This window comes from uncultured Stenotrophomonas sp., assembly GCF_945952405.1.
In the GTDB taxonomy this organism is placed as follows: Bacteria; Pseudomonadota; Gammaproteobacteria; order Xanthomonadales; family Xanthomonadaceae; genus Stenotrophomonas.
Map to the genome: position 1 here is coordinate 104199 of NZ_CAMFIA010000008.1, position 15791 is coordinate 119989.

The following is a 15791-nucleotide window of genomic DNA, read 5'->3' on the forward strand; positions in this document are numbered from 1 at the left end:
GCTAGCGCTCGCTTCTGCTCGGCCCTGCAACAGGAATATCGACGGCAACGCTGGGTTCGACACTGCCCCTCTTCCCTGGAGTCGGGATGTTTTTCGCCACCCTTCCTGCAGCTGCCTCACCAGCAGATCAGAATGACTTTTGTACCAGCCAATTCGCCGTGCCATTGCAGACGACGCCGCCATTTGAACTCCAGCCTCGCGTGACCTCAATCCACTCCAAAAAGCGCGCTCCGAAGGAGCTTCTGGGTTTTCGAAGTTGATTCATCACGGAAAACATCGTCAGACGCAAAGATCTTATCAACGTTGCCAGATTCGTATACCTTCACACCCGCCTCTTTCAGCATCGACAAACTTCGACCGCGGGAAGTGCCAACTTTGCTCCAAAAGGCATCACCCAACCACATGAGGCTTCCAACAGCTTCCATATATCCCTGCCTGAATACCTTTCGCCCAGGATTCAGAGACGTATCTATTTCCATCTGATGCAAGGGAGGGGGCAGCCCATTGGATTTCAGCGAGAGGCCCGAGAGAGTTCGACCGGCGTGCTCGTACTGCAGCGGATCGGTCGCATTTTGCCAATAATCGTAATCCACATCGGCAACCCACGCCTGAACCATCCCTCTGACACCAAGAAGTGGATCAAATTTCGATCCCAGATCTACATGATCATGCTCGACCGTCTCCTGCATCAGAACAAAGCACTGTCCCCACGCCGGAATCAAGCCGAAACGAAGGTCGTATCCACTTGAAGCCAAGCCACTTGGCCAGGCTTTTCTCTCTGCAGTTTCTCTCTCTATGGCTTTCAGGCCAACATCATTTCCGCGCAGGGAGAACGCAGGCGGGCAGCCCATAGCACGCAGCACGTCAATGACCATTGAAAGCGCGCTCAGCCCATCAAACATTCCATGCTCATAGACAAATCTGTATTTCTTCAACAGCAAACCCCCTTCAAATTCATTAACTGTTGAACTGGACTATTTTGAGTACTTACGTTGACAGCATGAAAAAGGCCGATCATAGGGAAGTCACGACCAGAACTGGGGGCTTGGCCGCCGTCGCAGCAGATTACCGCCTACCTCTCGGCGAATCCTCTACACCAGCGATCGGATCGTCCCCGGGATCAGGACTGCTTTCAACGCTTGCCTGCCAAATCAAGAGCAACCGCCAGCTTAATCCTACCCTGTCGCGAACGAAGCGATCTCTCGTAGTCCTTCACACCAGCAGCTTGAAAATCCACAACCTTCCCACCAGGTCTTGAAACTTCAAGCCGAATCACTTCCACCCCATTGACCAGGACCGTGTATAGATCCTCAGATTGTTCAGGCGTCCAATTCAGCACAAAAGCGCTATGAATCAAGCCGAGCCTGCCCACCATGATAGAGAACAACTGATTTCCCGGCTCTCTAAGCTCAGTCCATGACGCAGATAGCCCCTCACGATAGGATTGTTCCGTAAGGCTTCCAATCAGCTTCATTTAATCCCCACCAGAGTAGCCCTCAAATTACAAAACTTATCAGTGAGAGGCAGTCGAAGTTACCCGGCGCAATTTCGATATATCCACCTTCGTCCAAGCGTCCATCATCTTTTACGAGGACTCACGATAACGAGGATCCTCTCGCATGATCCTCAGGACTTCGGACCAATTCCACACGATTCCTGGGATGTGGCTTTCGGGAACGATCTTCGCCCGATCCGATGAAGGAAATCCCTCCATCGCCTGCTTGCACCGTGAATAGAATAAATTGAAGCAGCTCTCATCGACGTAGTCGAGGACAATGAAATTCTGTCCCTGCTCATCCAACGGAGCATAGATATCTCTGAGGCAGCACTGTTCGTCCGGCTGAAGGAGCATTCGTGTTGACTCTACGATGCAGTCAAACACTCCGCCGGAAGTGGACCAGCCAACCCCTGGCGGCCCATTCCCGTCGCCTATGGATATGTACATCGCCATTGCTTGCCCCATGTGGTGACTACTGAGCCTCGAGGAGGATGCTCATCGGATCTACGTCACTTCCATATCCGCCATACGATATCGCACCGCCACATCGACTTCAGCAGCATTGCATGTCAGCGAGTGGCAGGCCAGCCACAGCTCAACCACCTATTACGTGGATTCGAGCCCACGATACGTCCACTGTCACACGCAGTCCTGGACAAGCATTACATGCAATCAAGGATTGCTTTACTGAATCCATCAAGTTGGGATGGACTGAGATCCTGATATTCATCCCCCAATCCAGAACCACAAACAAAGCCTACACACTTGCTGTATGCGGCGTATACCGAGCCGCAGCCCTTCACTGGAGAGAACACGCCCAATGAGGGACTACTCAGCTCCGACCCGCACCAGGAAACGGCTGCACCACCGTCAACAAACCACTCCAGCGATCGCCTGACAAGTGACGACCACTCGGCCTCATCAGGCCAAGAGTGTATTTTTACCTCCGCCGACATATTACTCATGCGATCGCCATCCCAATCCCTAAACCTTACGTCAGCGCAACCGTTCCAGATGGCCTCAAACGTGCATCTACTGTCGACAGGCTGCCTACCCAGGTCACCAGACCCGTATCCGTAGAAGATAAGCCCAGGCACTTCGTCCTGATAGCAATCACCTGAATCGCCCACAAGCGTCCAGAATATTCCAAGGCTGCCTTTCGTGTTCACAACCAGAATTCCCTGATTTCTGAGGGGGGATAGCTCGAATGTCGCCATGCCATCTATTGTCACTGCCTTTCCGCGCGACTCCTTCACCGCAAACGGGCTGATAGAGCAATCCCGCCGCTGTGGGTCTTCAATGACTGCTCAGAGCCCTTTGCACCTACTCAGGAATTACTTCCAACTCACTCCATAGTGGTTTCAGCCCTAGACTTCCCATATAAGTACCATAGTCGACAAATGCCTTAACCCCAATTTCTTCGTACAGAAACCATGAAGCCTCGCACTCCTGACATACGAATAGGCAAGTGCCGTTAGCTACAATTCTAGCCTTGACAACATCCCCCTGATCACACCTTGGACACAGCATATTAAATATCTCTATTTAACAGGATAGGCGGCAATGACCTTATTATCCCCTGGCCGAATAATATTTAGTACCCGCTTTTCCCAGAAGCACCAATCGCACGATCCATCGGGACAATATATGCGCACGGATCACCTACCACGGGACTACCTTTCTTGAGCCATGCCTCATCAACAGCGCCTAAAGCTTCTTTTCTGTCCATACTAAAGACGCTATGCGTCGTCATGGCCGGATTCGGCTCTGCATGCTCTAAAACATACAAAACTCTGTTTCATTGAACCGATCCTTGTCCATAGTCTAGACCTGCTGGAGCTGTCCAAGTCCGGGCAGCCTTGTCAAATGTTAGCTCTACTGCACCACCTGTTGCTTTTGCACCTACTTATCGAGTTGAAATTGATCAGAGGATAATGCCAATTGCGCAACTGTGCGCCCCTGCTCGTCACAAAACTCTACTTCATAGCCCTCAACTGGCTGATTATGGACCTCAATAATCGCCCCTTTCATACCAGCTCGCAGCTCCTCTCCCGGGATATCCTCGATTAATACAACTACATCAAGAATTGAATAGCCCACCTTACACTCCTTACTTGACATAGAGGGTCGTCATCCCAGGTGTGGCAGAGCCCGGATCATATATCCAACCTGTACGAGCAATTGCCGTATTACCGTCGGGTGCAGCTGCCGATTGAACCGGTCCCCGGTCACTGCAATGTTTGCGCCCGTGCTTCCACCCAGCGCCCACCCACCATCGCGCTGCCGACTTCGATAGCGACTTGTAGTCCTGCCCGCTCAGGCTGCCCCTGTTGTTCTCGAGGAATTCCGAGATAGCGATCTTGGCCTTCTCCGCACCGGCAGCACTCACCGCGCCCTTGAGTGCATCCGCACCACCCAGCGCGGCCATTGCTGTACCGGCCATACCATGCAGAAGCACGAGGCCATTGCCGCCGTCGGCCCAGAACGCTTTGCTTTCTTCGGTATCCGCCTTCCGGCTCAGGTAGCCGCCCAGGCCCCCTTTGAACAGCACTGGTTCGAGAAAGTATCTACCACATTACCTTCATTTTTAGCCGAAATGGCCAAGTGGTCCGTTAACATCTGCCGACCAGTAGCGTTGCCGGGAACACCAAGCCTCATCATTTCCAGCGCAAGCTGATTCGAACGCGCGGAATTATGGGAGTTACTGGCTACTCTGCCAAATAGGTGGTTAATTTTGCCCGGCGCAATTTCGATACCTTTTGCCCCAGCTAGCTAGCCAGAATACTTTCCACTCTACGCTGATCGCTTTCTCGAAAGAAAACTTCGAACTCATGAGCTTCACTTCCCGACCAACTGGCAACTGCATCACGCAAGATTTCCAAGTAAATTCTCAAATCTTCGTCCGCAAAATCCGGAAGACGCTCATGTACAACAACAATTTTTTTGCAGGGAATCCACTCAAAATCATTCAAACAATCATACAGAGCATCCCAATTAAACCCAAAATACCCTGGAAACCACAGCAAATAATACAGAGCCTTCAACAACTCGTCCGGAACAGATATACCAGGATCAACCCTCACATAAAACACTTCCGCAGCACTGTATGACGGCATCGACTCATAATACTTTATCGACAATTAATTAACCCTCACTTACTGGTCGGAATAGATGCCTTATAGTGATCTGCAGCGCAGTACATCTCACCCCCTTTCCGACGACCATACGATGAGCTCCACGCCCCGTGACTCCTGGGGTAGGGTGCACATACTCCGCATAGTAGCCAGCTGGCTTAATCGGAAAATCTCCTGCACGATCTTGGAATATAGAACCATCGTTTTTGTGAGGGTAGGATCCACCTGACTTTATCCAATCTTGAGTTGGAGCAGGATCAACAGCACCTTGGAGGACGTTACCGGCCTTCTTATCAACAACCGTAACGCCATCAATGAAGCGGGTTGGCTCCTTGCCAGCCGCAATACTTTTCCCCGCCTCAACCAGACCCGCCAGATATCCTCCCGCCTTTGGCTGTAGTCCATTGCCTGTTTCCAGGTACAGTTTCCATCTGCTGCCAGCACCTCCGTGTTGCCGGCCTTGGTATTGATTACCCTGCGATACCATCCGGTAAACCTGCAGTCTCTGCAAAGCCAGAACCTGCCGACGATCCTTCGCGATATCCCGCTGGCAATGCGGCTCTTTCGGCTGTTGCTACACCTTTTGCACCATCAAGCTAACGTTTTGCAAGCTCATAAAGCTGCGCCCTCAGAAAGTCAAATTCATTATTCTCTACAACCAGCGCCTGACCATCGCCATAAAGAACTAGATCATTCAGAGAGCCCATCCCACCATACATAGACATCAACTTTGACGAGGCATACTTAGGATCGCTGTGAAAGTCCGCCCGAATTCCCTCAAGAGCCACCGCCCACCCCTCCACGTCCCCGCCCATGCGAAGAAGTTCAATCATTCGCTTAAGAGTAGAATCAATATTTTTGATCTTCATTTCAGCGGACTCGAACTGATTACTTGGACCCCGTCAATTAACCAGGTTTTTTTGAACTGCAGTTTGCTGCCTCCCACCACCGTACAACCCACCCTGAGACTCGCAAAAACACTGGTAGCACCCGCCGTCAACGCGCTGGCAGTCGTTCATCTCAGCCATGAATAAATCGAACCTTCCAGAAATCTGCGCCATCCATCCAGTAGCGCGCGCCGTCAGGTACAAGATGGCAGAAGTCTCCGAATCCAGCTTCCCAGTCAGGGTAAGCCAGATCCTCGTGAAAGCGATCCGACTCCATATGCAAGAATACCTTCCGGTCGAAGTTCACATAGAACCCTGGAAGCCGAGCGGCAAGGCGCTCAGCTGCCATAAAGTCACCCTTCGCAAGACCGGAGCCCGATACGTTGAATCGCTCCACCCTCGCATGTAGTCCAAGTGGATCACCCACGTCGGCGTCGTTGGTTTTGAACATCGCCGCCATTTCATCTGTGGTGTGCCCGCCACCAGCAGCGCGCAGGTACTCGAGAAAGTTGTTTTCGTCGAGCCTCAGAATTCCACCACGGAACTCACGACAGGCCGCGTCGTACTGGCTTGCACTTATATGGCCCCGATCAAGATAGGCCCTATAGTCCTTTTCCGCATCAAGACTGAAGTTGGCCCTATCATCCATAACCCAATAGAAAGCAGAGCGGTGAACGAAGAAGCATATCGCCATCTCTCCGTCCAATATCTTCTGAATGGATGCCCCGCCAACATTCATCGCCAAACCTCCTTTAGGGATTCTTCCTGCGGGCAGACAGCGCATTGCTTGAGTGCTGCTTCAGCAATGACTCCCACATAGCAGGAGGCTCCACGGAAGCAATCCCACTTCAAATCACTGCAAGCCCGAGCCTGCCTGAGCCCCAGCGTGCGAGAACGCATTGTTCGAAGGAATTTCAGCACTTGACTCCAGCTGTCGTGAAACAAGCTGATAGGAAAATACGCCTTGGCCTCGCAAGTCAACAAGGCTATTCACATGCTGCCGCTACCCTGCCCACTCCATCTGGCGCTGGAAATACCTCCGGAAAGTACACGTCAATCAGTTCTCTAACCAGGAGTCTATCCTTCGAGAAGTCTATTGATCGAGTGCGGGCGAATGTGCCCCTGAGCTCTTCCGGAATGCTATTGATTCCCGAGCATACCTCAGGGACCAGGTATCTGTAGTAGTCCCCCATCTTTACAGGGCGATCGCAACCAACCGGGCAATCATCTCCAACGCTATTCCCCTCAACTGCAAAGAAGAGATACATACCTCTTTCAATTGCAATTGACGCATCTGAATTAACTCCATAGCGATCAAATTCTTCCTGGAGCTCCCGTGTCAAATCGGACCTCGAAGCATCCTTATTCAGCCAGTACGAATACATGTCTACCGAGAATCCACCGCCTTGCCCCACTGTGAATGAAGGGTAATTACCCGAGTCCCCCCAAGCAAACTCGCCAAGCTCCCGGAGCAGCTGACAAACATTTCCCAGCTCCTGAACGCACTTCGGCACTGATCCAAATCGGTTATTAATGAACATTGCCATTCGCCCATTAATATCAATGGCAAACCACGTAATTATTGCACCACCGCCAACAATGGAACCATCAGGTAGCATAGATCCCCACATTAATTTCGGCGTTCTTTCACAACCTGGACATGCCTCAATTTTGGTCCATCCGCAGTGCCATCTTTCCTTCAAACATGTCGTGACCGCCCTCCCCCGAAAGCGACTGGTAATTCTGCCGGCTTAAGCCACCCTTCTCGTGCACTAGGAATTCCGAAATCGCCTTCGTGGCCTTCTCCGCACCAACAGTACTCACTGCGCCCTTCAGCGCATCGCCCCCCAGCGCGGCCAGTGCTGCACCGGCCATACCATGCAGCAGCGCGCGGCCATTGCCGCCGTCGGCCCAGAACGCTTTGCCTTCTTCGGTCTCCGCCTTCTGGCTCAGGTAGCCGCCCAGGTCACCCACGCCCTTGAACAACAGCTGCCCGCCCAACTGCATCACTTCGGCGCGCTCCTGCATCTTGCGCAGATCAACGGCCGACAGTGCACTGTCGGTATCAAACCCAGTGGCCGTACGATCAAGTCCGGTCAGGGCGCTTTCATTGCCATCGCGCACCACCACCGTGCCGGCGGCGATGTCCGAGCGCGTGGTACTGCTGTCGTTCTTCTTCGTGCCGCCCAGCAGGCTCAGTCCTGCGCCGGCCACGCTGCCCAGTGGGTTGCTGATGCCACCGCCGCTGCTGAGCTCGGTGTCGATGCGGCCGCCACTGGTCTTGGCAGGGGGCTCATTACCCACCGTGAACCCAACATTCCCGTCATCGGCAATGATCAGCCTGCCAATTCAATTTTCCGTGTACGAAATGTCGACGTCTGGACCGAGCTCAGCCCTCAAACATTTGAGCAGCGATTCAGCCTCTCGCCTGAAATTGGACTCATCCACATCGCTCTTGAATCCGGAATTCGGAGGATAATCAGCGTCAAGTGTTTCGTCATAAGATGACGCCCAACTCAGGAGACGCCTTTGAAGCTCTTTCGAAATTGGAAGCTCGCCAGGCGCGACATCCCTGTAGTTCCCTGGCGTCATATCCCAAATTGGAAAGCAATGATAATCAGCCATGAGTTTTATTGCCTTCACTTAATGCTCCCACGCGGATTCGCACCCACGATATACCCATTGTCACTAACAGTCACAGCAATACGTTGCATCTTCCCATTGATGCTCACCTCATAAATCGGACGCCCAACTCCGGAACCTTGGTGCCCAACGAGCCTTCCTTCAGAAACAGCCTTCATTACAACCTCCGGAATTTGCGCCTCGGACACACCCATCTGAGCGAACTCCTTAGAGTGCTCTTCAATGATGTGTTTCAAGCCAGCCTTGGAATTTCCGGTCTCCAAAAATACAACTTTTCCGCTGGGATTGCGGGAAACCGCAACGACATTCTCGCGCGTGAGCTTCACTCCAGTGGCGGCCAGCTCGCCAAGCAAAGGCTCGCTCAACCTGACAGATGCTCCCTGTCCAGCTGTCTCAGTCGCCGCATTCTGCACCGACTTCAGGATCTCCTCCGATTTGAGCACACCCTGCTTGGTCGCAGCCCCCGCGATCTCCGCACCCACTTCACCAACGATCTTCGCCCCCGGCAACCGCACCGGGATCAGGAACGTCGCTGCGCCGATGGCAGCACCGTTGCCGTCGCCGTTGGCTACGCTGGCGATCACGCTCCGAGCGGCGCCCACGTCGCCACTGAAGGTCCCCAGCATCGTCTGACCGTCTCGGCCGCGGCCCATCGTGGCGCGCAGGCCGTTCAGATCAAAGAAGCTGTAGTTCAAATCATCCTTGGAGATACCCGAGGCAAGCAGCGAGTTGAAGACCTGCCGGTACAGCGCGTCGTCCTTGAGCAGCTCTTTCCCATAGAGGTTGAAGTTGTTGTACTCAGCCTCCGTCGCGGTGAACCCGTACGTCCCACCCATCTTGCTCAGGAACGCGGTTGCTTCGAGATCAACGTTCTCGTTGCCCACCAACCGGTTGACCTTTGCATCAACACGCGCGGCACCCTCCGTGGTCAGCCTGCGTACCGCCTCCGCTTCGCTGATACCCTCCTGGGCAGCGAACGCGGCAGCATTCATGTTGATCCACTTCACCTCATCCGGGTGCAGCTGCCGATTGAACCGGTCCCCGGTCACTGCAATGTTGGCGCCCGTGCTTCCACCCAGCGCCCCACCCACCATCGCGCTGCCGACTTCCATCAGCGACTGGTAGTCCTCCCAGCTCAGGCTGCCCTTGTTGTTCTCGAGGAATTCCGAGATTGCGATCTTGGCCTTCTCCGCACCGGCAGCACTCACTGCGCCCTTCAGTGCATCCGCCCCACCCAGCGCGGCCATTGCTGCACCGGCCATGCCATGCAGCAGCGCGCGGCCATTGCCGCCGTCGGCCCAGAACGCCTTGCCTTCTTCGGTCTCCGCCTTCTGGCTCAGGTAGCCGCCCAGGTCACCCACGCCCTTGAACAACAGCTGCCCGCCCAACTGCATCACTTCGGCGCGCTCCTGCATCTTGCGCAGATCAACGGCCGACAGTGCACTGTCGGTATCAAACCCAGTGGCCGTACGATCAAGTCCGGTCAGGGCGCTTTCATTGCCATCGCGCACCACCACCGTGCCGGCGGCGATGTCCGAGCGCGTGGTACTGCTGTCGTTCTTCTTCGTGCCGCCCAGCAGGCTCAGTCCTGCGCCGGCCACGCTGCCCAGTGGGTTGCTGATGCCACCACCGCTGCCCAGCCCGGTGCCGATACCACCGCCACTGGTCTTGGCACGGGATTCGTTCTCGATGTCGACAACGGTCAGGCTGCCGGTATCCAGGCGGTTCTTCGAGGCATCGGCAGTACTGCCGATCACACCGCCTTCCAGGTGCGTGTTGCCGCCCACGGTGATGTCGAAGCCGCCGCTGCCGGCAACGATGCCACTCTGTTCCTGCACACTGCGCAGGTGGCTCTCGACCTTCTGCTGGCCGATGTTGACGCTGCCACCGCTGCCGTACACGAACGTGCCGCCGGCCTGGGTCTGCTTGCTGGCGTAGTCGTCGGTGTCCTGCTCGCTGATGATCGACAGGTTGCCGCCGATGCTGGCCACCACCTTGTCGCCGCTCAGCTGGGCCCCCTGCAGCGTGGTGTCCTTGCCGCTGATCACGGTCAGGTTGCGGTCGGCGTCGACCACCGTTTCCACATGCGTGGTGCCGTTGCCGCTGCCCTTGCCCTTGGCGGTGCTGGCCGAAACGTACCAGCCGGTCTGCGCACCGATGCTGAAGCCGATCTCACCGCTGCCGCTCTTGTTCTTCGACGACTGCGTGTGGTCCTCCGCTTCGCTGCGCAGGGTGATGTTGTCCCGCGCGGCCAGCGCCACGTTGTCGCCCTTCACCTGGCTGCCGACGATGCTCAGGTCACCGGCGGTGGCCACGATGCTGACGTCGCCCTGGCTGCGGAGGGTGCTGCCCACGGCCGACTGGTCGTGGCTGGTCTGGCTGGCACTGGCGCTGGAGGCACCGATGCCGATGCCAGGGTCACGGCGCCCGTGCGCACACCCACACACGCACCTGCTGGGCCCCAGCCAGGCGCAGCGTCTCGGCCACCTCCATCACCGTACTGCCGGTGGTCATCACATCGTCCACCACGGTCAACCGCGGTGGCACCGGCCCGCGCACGTCGAAGGCATCGAACAGATTCTCCCTGCGCTGCTCGGCGCTGCGTTCGGACTGCGGCGCAGTGTGGCGGCGCCGGTACAGGCCCTGCCAGACCGGCATGGGCAGCAGGCGGCACAATTCTGCGGCCTGGTTGTAGCCACGCTGGCGCAGGCGGCGGTTGTGCAGTGGCACCGGCACCAACGGCGGGCATGACCAGGGCGGCGGTGCGCGCTGCATCAGCTGGGCGAGCAGGCGCCCGGCAGCGAGGTCCTGATGGAACTTGTAGCGCACCAGCAGCTGGTCGACCGGCGGCAGGTACAACAGGCTGGCGTGGGTCGCGGCCTGCGGCGGCGCCTCCTCGCGGCAGCTGCCACAGACGATCAGCGCGTTGTGTGGCAACGGCAGTGCGCACCGCAGGCAGGCATGGCCGGACCAGGGAAGTTCCGCGTAGCAGGCATGGCAGAGATCAAGTCCGTCGTGTCCCGGATCAGCGCAGACCAGGCAACGCAGTGGCAGCAGCAGGCGGACCAGGGCATGCAGGTACGGATGCACTTCAATCTCGCAGCAACGGACGCCGGCAGTGAGGATGGCCGGGCTGCAGGGCCACGCCCATCAGGCTGCAGCGCAGTGGCGTATCGGTGGAAGCCGTCGCAATGGATCGCGGATCCCAGGCCTGCTTCGTGGGCCCGCTGCGTGCCTGCTGTGGCTACCGCAGCGGCTCGCGCGCCAGCCGCGCCTCGCGTTCCTTCTCAAGGGCCTGCAGAAGCTTCGGATCGGAAACCCGCACCCTGATCATGATGCGCGATTCGATGGGAGCCGGGCCTTGCCAGGTTCCCGGCGTGCCCTGGTATACGTACTCCCTTCCATTGAGCATCACACGCGCCGGATCCTCGCTGGCATCGAGCCGCAACCGGCCGAGTTCATGCGTCCTCGTACAGCCGTTCTCAATGGATTGGCCAGAGCACTCCGGCACCTTCTGCGTGCAGCCCAGCAACAGCAACAGCAGTATCGGCATCGCCCATCGCCACGACAGATTCATCAACATCCCTGGCTACGACCACCGCGCCAGCATAGGCAGCTGAATCTTCGCCGCAAGAGGCATTCCCGACATCCCGCTGCGAGCGCAGCGCAGCAACTCCTCTCAGTCGCGCGCGTGCTTTTCGTCGACATCCGCCGGTTGCGTGGCCATCAACAACTCAGCCAGTCCGCGATAGATCGGTACCCGGCACACCAGCCCGGATACGCCACGGGCAAGCAATACCGTGGCCAGGATCGGCAGCAGCAGATCACCGCTGTCGGTCAGCTCCAGCGAGATCACCGCCGAGGTCAGCGGTGCCTGGGTAACACCGGTGAGGTAGGCACACATGCCCAGCAGCACGAACGCGCGCGGATCCACGCCCGGCATCAGTACCGCCAGGTTGTGGCCGAGTCCTGCGCCGACCGCGAGCGCGGGCGAGAACAGGCCGCCGGGAATGCCGGCCACGTAGGAGGCAAGGTTGGCCAACAGCTTCATCAAGCCGAATTCGTGGCCGACCAGGGCCTGGCCCTGCACCAGGCTGCGGGCCTGCTCGTAGCCGGTGCCGAACGCGCCCTGCCCGAACACCAGCGCCAGCACCACTACCACCAGGCCGCAGCCGGCGGCCAGCAACACCGGATGCCGCTGCCGCAGCTGGCCCAGCCAACGAGGGCGACCCGCCGCACTCGCCAGCACCGCGCGCGCGAACAGTCCGCCCAGTAACCCAGCCCCCCCGCCGCACAACAGGATCGCCAGCCAGCCCTGGCCCAACGGCAGGCGCGCGCTCACGTGGCCGAAGTAGGTGTAGTTGCCCAGCAGGCCCAGTGACACCACGCCGCCCACGATCACCGCCGTCAGCAGGGTGCCGGAGAAGCGATGCTCGAAGCGGCCGCTGAGTTCCTCGATGGCGAAGACGATGCCGGCCAGCGGCGTGTTGAACGCTGCGGCAATGCCCGCGGCACCACCCGCCAGCAGGAAGTGCGAGAGCTCACGCGGGTCCCTGAAGCCGAATACGCGGCCGAACAGGTACATCAGGCTGGCGCCCACATGCACCGTCGGCCCCTCGCGCCCGACCGAGGCGCCGCCCAGCAGCGACAACGAGGTCAGCAGCAGCTTGCCGGCCGAGACCGCAGGCGAGAGGTTGCGCTCGCGGAACGACGCATCCGGTTTGTCCAGCGCGGCGATGACCTGCGGGATGCCGCTGCCACGGGTAGGCTTCAGCACGCCGCTGGTCAGCCACGCCAGCAGCGCGAAGATGCCCGGGGTGAGCAGCAGCGCCCACCACGGCGAGTGCGCGGTGATCCGCTGGAACAGGTGGAACGCCGCATCGCTGGCCTTGGCGAACAGGATCGCTACCAGTGCTACGGCCACGGCACCGCCCCAGAGTGCCGCACGACGGCGCCAGGCCTCGCTGAGGACCAGCGCGGTGATGCGGCCGCGGAGGCGATGGAGATCGGTCATGCAGGGCAGTCTGGGCGCTGCGGTGGCAGCCGGACAGCGGCTACTGTGGCTGGATGCCTTGCAGGATGCGGTGAAACGCGTGGCCTCTCCGCAATCCGCCCGCGTAATCGATGCCGTGCCCATGGCAGTCCTTTCGGTGAGGGCTGCTGGGCGAGGGCTCGATGCTGGCCATGAACACCGTAAACCAATTGCACACCAACATGGTTGACAGACCCATCATGCCCACCCACACTGCCGCCCTCGCTCCACTCGTACCCAAGGTCCCGCCATGGCTGCTGCCATCCGCCACGACTGGCAACACGACGAACTGCAGGCGCTGTTCGATCTGCCGTTCCCCGAGCTGCTGTTCCGCGCCGCTGCGGTGCACCGCGAGCACTTCGATCCGTCGCAGGTACAGGTCTCCACGCTGCTGTCGGTGAAGACCGGCGGCTGCCCGGAGGACTGCGCGTACTGCCCGCAGGCGCAGCGCTACAGCACCGGCGTCAACGCGCAGAAGTTGATGGAAACCGACGCGGTGCTGGCCAAGGCGCGCCAGGCCAAGGCTGCCGGGGCCTCGCGCTTCTGCATGGGCGCCGCCTGGCGTTCGCCGAAGGACCGCGACATCCCGAAGGTGGCGGCGATGATCGCCGGGGTGAAGGCACTGGGCCTGGAGACCTGCGCCACGCTCGGCATGCTCAGCGGTGAGCAGGCGCGTGCGCTGAAGGACGCCGGCCTGGACTACTACAACCACAACCTCGATACGGCGCCGGACTACTACGATTCGATCATCCACACCCGCCAGTACCAGGATCGCCTGGATACGCTGGAGCACGTGCGCGACGCCGGCCTGAAGACCTGCTGCGGTGGCATCGTCGGCATGGGCGAGACGCGCGCGCAGCGCGTCGGCCTGCTGCTGGCGCTGGCCACCCTGCCCGCGCATCCCGATTCGGTACCGATCAACAAGCTGGTGCAGGTGGCGGGTACGCCGCTGCATGGCAGTGCCGAGCTGGACCCGTTCGAGTTCGTGCGCATGATCGCCGTGGCGCGCATCGCCATGCCGCGCTCGATGGTGCGGTTGTCGGCCGGGCGCGAGGCGATGAGTGACGAACTGCAGGCGCTGTGCTTCGTGGCCGGTGCCAATTCGATCTTCTACGGCGACAAGCTGCTGACCACCGGCAATCCGGAGAGCGAGCGCGACCTGGCGCTGTTCGCGCGGCTCGGCCTGCAGCCGATGGCCGTGCAGGTGGATGCCGAGGGCCATGACCACGGTGGCACCGTGCATGCCGACATCAGCGCCGATGGCCCCGGCTGCGGCTGCGCTCACGCGGCCTGAGACGGGGCACAGGCAGGCGTCGCGGCAACGCGCTACCCTAGCCGCCCCGTCGCCGCATTCAGCCGCCATGGCCCGCCCCGACCTGACCGCCCGCCTCCACGCCCAACGCGCCCTGCGCGATGCCCAAGGCCGTCGCCGCCCGCGACGCACGGTCACCCGTCGTGATGGCGTGCGCCTGGAAGTGGACGGCCAGTGGCTGACCGGCTTCTGCAGCAACGACTACCTGGGCCTGGCCCAGCAGTTCAGCGTGGTCAACGCACTGCAGGACGCCGCCGCACGCGAAGGCGCCGGTGCCGGCGCTTCGCATCTGGTGTGCGGCCACCATGCCATGCACGAGGCGCTGGAACGCGAAGTGGCCGAGTGGCTGGGCTATCCGCGTGCGCTGCTGTTCGGCAGTGGCTTCGCCGCCAACCTGGCGGTGCAGCAGGCCCTGCTGAGCGAAGAAAACGATGTCTGCGTGCAGGACAAGCTCAACCACGCCAGCCTGCTCGATGCGACGCGGCTGGCCGGCGCGCGCCTGCGCCGCTACCCGCATCTGGATACGGAAGGCGCGATGCGCCAGCTCAGGCATGCGCCGGACGGCGCGGCGATGCTGGCCACCGACGGTGTCTTCAGCATGGACGGCGACATCGCGCCGCTGCGGGCGCTGTCACTGGTGGCGCGCCTGCAGCAGGCACTGTTCTATGTGGACGATGCGCACGGTGTCGGTGTGGTCGGTGATGGCCGAGGCGCCGTCGCTGCCGCCGGGCTGGGCGTGGACGATGTCCCGCTGCAGCTGGTCACGCTGGGCAAGGCGCTGGGGGGCTCCGGTGCGCTGGTGCTGGGCCGCGACGACCTGGTCGAGCACCTGGCCGAAACCTCGCGCCCCTACATCTACACCACCGCGCTGCCGCCGGCGATGGCAGCCGCGGCGCTTGAAGCGGTGCGCCTGGCACGCCGCGATCACTGGCGCCGTTCCAAGCTGACCGATCTGATCGCGCTGTTCCGCAGCGAGGCGCGCCGCCACGGGCTGGACCTGATGGCTTCGGAAACCCCGATCCAGCCGCTGCTGTGTGGCGATGACCATGCAGCAGTGGCGATGTCCAAGGCGTTGGAACAGGCCGGATGGCTGGTGGGTGCGATCCGTCCGCCCACCGTGCCCGAGGGCAAGGCGCGCCTGCGCGTCACCCTGTCCGCGCTGCACGCGCCGGAACAGGTGCGCGGCCTGGTCGAGGCCATTGCCAGTGCGCGCGACCGCGTGGCCTTGGCCGTACGCGAAGCCGCCCCGCCACCGCTGCCCGCCTTTGCCTGAGTTCCGTGTCGT

The 15791-nt window shown here is 59.6% G+C and carries 15 protein-coding genes; 2 read left to right on the forward strand and 13 right to left on the reverse strand.

Going from position 1 to position 15791, the window contains the following annotated elements; all coding sequences use genetic code 11:
- Positions 1-206: 206 nt before the first annotated feature.
- From Q0P60_RS10520 to Q0P60_RS10580, 13 genes are all read right to left on the reverse strand, one after another.
- On the reverse strand, positions 207-935 hold the full coding sequence (locus tag Q0P60_RS10520; protein ID WP_294992415.1) for a hypothetical protein: 729 nt from the start codon (positions 933-935) through the stop codon (positions 207-209).
- Positions 936-1132: 197 nt separating this feature from the next.
- Positions 1133-1474 (reverse strand): hypothetical protein, encoded by a 342-nt coding sequence (locus Q0P60_RS10525; protein WP_294992418.1) that lies wholly within the window; start codon positions 1472-1474, stop codon positions 1133-1135.
- Positions 1475-3400: 1926 nt separating this feature from the next.
- Positions 3401-3598 carry a DUF4926 domain-containing protein gene (locus Q0P60_RS10530; RefSeq protein ID WP_294992422.1) on the reverse strand — a complete coding sequence of 66 codons (198 nt, stop codon included), beginning with the start codon at positions 3596-3598 and terminating at the stop codon, positions 3401-3403.
- Positions 3599-3608: 10 nt separating this feature from the next.
- Positions 3609-4049 carry a hypothetical protein gene (locus Q0P60_RS10535; protein WP_294992426.1) on the reverse strand — a complete coding sequence of 147 codons (441 nt, stop codon included), beginning with the start codon at positions 4047-4049 and terminating at the stop codon, positions 3609-3611.
- Between the two features lie 217 nt (positions 4050-4266).
- The gene (locus Q0P60_RS10540) at positions 4267-4614 is read right to left on the reverse strand and encodes a barstar family protein (RefSeq protein WP_294992429.1); all 348 of its coding nucleotides are present in this window, start codon (positions 4612-4614) and stop codon (positions 4267-4269) included.
- Positions 4615-5228: 614 nt separating this feature from the next.
- On the reverse strand, positions 5229-5501 hold the full coding sequence (locus Q0P60_RS10545; RefSeq protein WP_294992433.1) for a hypothetical protein: 273 nt from the start codon (positions 5499-5501) through the stop codon (positions 5229-5231).
- Positions 5502-5652: 151 nt separating this feature from the next.
- Positions 5653-6258, reverse strand: a complete 606-nt coding sequence (locus Q0P60_RS10550; RefSeq protein WP_294992436.1) for a hypothetical protein — start codon at positions 6256-6258, stop codon at positions 5653-5655.
- Positions 6259-6505: 247 nt separating this feature from the next.
- Entirely contained in the window at positions 6506-7066 is a 561-nt protein-coding gene (locus tag Q0P60_RS10555; protein ID WP_294992439.1) for a hypothetical protein, read from the reverse strand.
- 118 nt (positions 7067-7184) lie between these two features.
- Entirely contained in the window at positions 7185-7823 is a 639-nt protein-coding gene (locus Q0P60_RS10560; RefSeq protein WP_294992442.1) for a hypothetical protein, read from the reverse strand.
- A gap of 335 nt (positions 7824-8158) precedes the next feature.
- Positions 8159-10516, reverse strand: coding sequence for a hemagglutinin repeat-containing protein (locus tag Q0P60_RS10565; protein WP_294992445.1), 2358 nt, complete (start codon positions 10514-10516; stop codon positions 8159-8161).
- A gap of 64 nt (positions 10517-10580) precedes the next feature.
- Positions 10581-11252 carry a ComF family protein gene (locus tag Q0P60_RS10570; RefSeq protein ID WP_294992448.1) on the reverse strand — a complete coding sequence of 224 codons (672 nt, stop codon included), beginning with the start codon at positions 11250-11252 and terminating at the stop codon, positions 10581-10583.
- A gap of 154 nt (positions 11253-11406) precedes the next feature.
- Positions 11407-11739, reverse strand: a complete 333-nt coding sequence (locus Q0P60_RS10575; RefSeq protein ID WP_294992451.1) for a hypothetical protein — start codon at positions 11737-11739, stop codon at positions 11407-11409.
- A 102-nt stretch (positions 11740-11841) separates the two neighbouring features.
- Entirely contained in the window at positions 11842-13176 is a 1335-nt protein-coding gene (locus tag Q0P60_RS10580) for a chloride channel protein (protein ID WP_294992455.1), read from the reverse strand.
- A 268-nt stretch (positions 13177-13444) separates the two neighbouring features.
- On the opposite strand from Q0P60_RS10580, the gene bioB reads away from it, so the two are divergent.
- Both bioB and bioF read left to right on the forward strand, forming a co-directional pair.
- Positions 13445-14488 carry a biotin synthase BioB gene (gene bioB, locus Q0P60_RS10585; protein ID WP_294992458.1) on the forward strand — a complete coding sequence of 348 codons (1044 nt, stop codon included), beginning with the start codon at positions 13445-13447 and terminating at the stop codon, positions 14486-14488.
- Between the two features lie 67 nt (positions 14489-14555).
- Entirely contained in the window at positions 14556-15779 is a 1224-nt protein-coding gene (gene bioF, locus Q0P60_RS10590; protein ID WP_294992461.1) for an 8-amino-7-oxononanoate synthase, read from the forward strand.
- The last annotated feature ends 12 nt before the right edge of the window (positions 15780-15791 follow it).

Excerpts from the sequence above, each read along its gene's own strand:
- Q0P60_RS10540 (WP_294992429.1), bottom strand. The coding sequence starts at position 4,614 with ATGCCGTCATACAGTGCTGCGGAAGTGTTTTATGTGAGGGTTGATCCT.
- Q0P60_RS10545 (WP_294992433.1), bottom strand. The coding sequence starts at position 5,501 with ATGAAGATCAAAAATATTGATTCTACTCTTAAGCGAATGATTGAACTT.
- Q0P60_RS10580 (WP_294992455.1), bottom strand. The coding sequence starts at position 13,176 with ATGACCGATCTCCATCGCCTCCGCGGCCGCATCACCGCGCTGGTCCTC.
- Q0P60_RS10575 (WP_294992451.1), bottom strand. The coding sequence starts at position 11,739 with ATGAATCTGTCGTGGCGATGGGCGATGCCGATACTGCTGTTGCTGTTG.
- bioB (WP_294992458.1), top strand. The coding sequence starts at position 13,445 with ATGGCTGCTGCCATCCGCCACGACTGGCAACACGACGAACTGCAGGCG.
- bioF (WP_294992461.1), top strand. The coding sequence starts at position 14,556 with ATGGCCCGCCCCGACCTGACCGCCCGCCTCCACGCCCAACGCGCCCTG.
- Q0P60_RS10525 (WP_294992418.1), bottom strand. The coding sequence starts at position 1,474 with ATGAAGCTGATTGGAAGCCTTACGGAACAATCCTATCGTGAGGGGCTA.
- Q0P60_RS10550 (WP_294992436.1), bottom strand. The coding sequence starts at position 6,258 with ATGAATGTTGGCGGGGCATCCATTCAGAAGATATTGGACGGAGAGATG.
- Q0P60_RS10555 (WP_294992439.1), bottom strand. The coding sequence starts at position 7,066 with ATGGCAATGTTCATTAATAACCGATTTGGATCAGTGCCGAAGTGCGTT.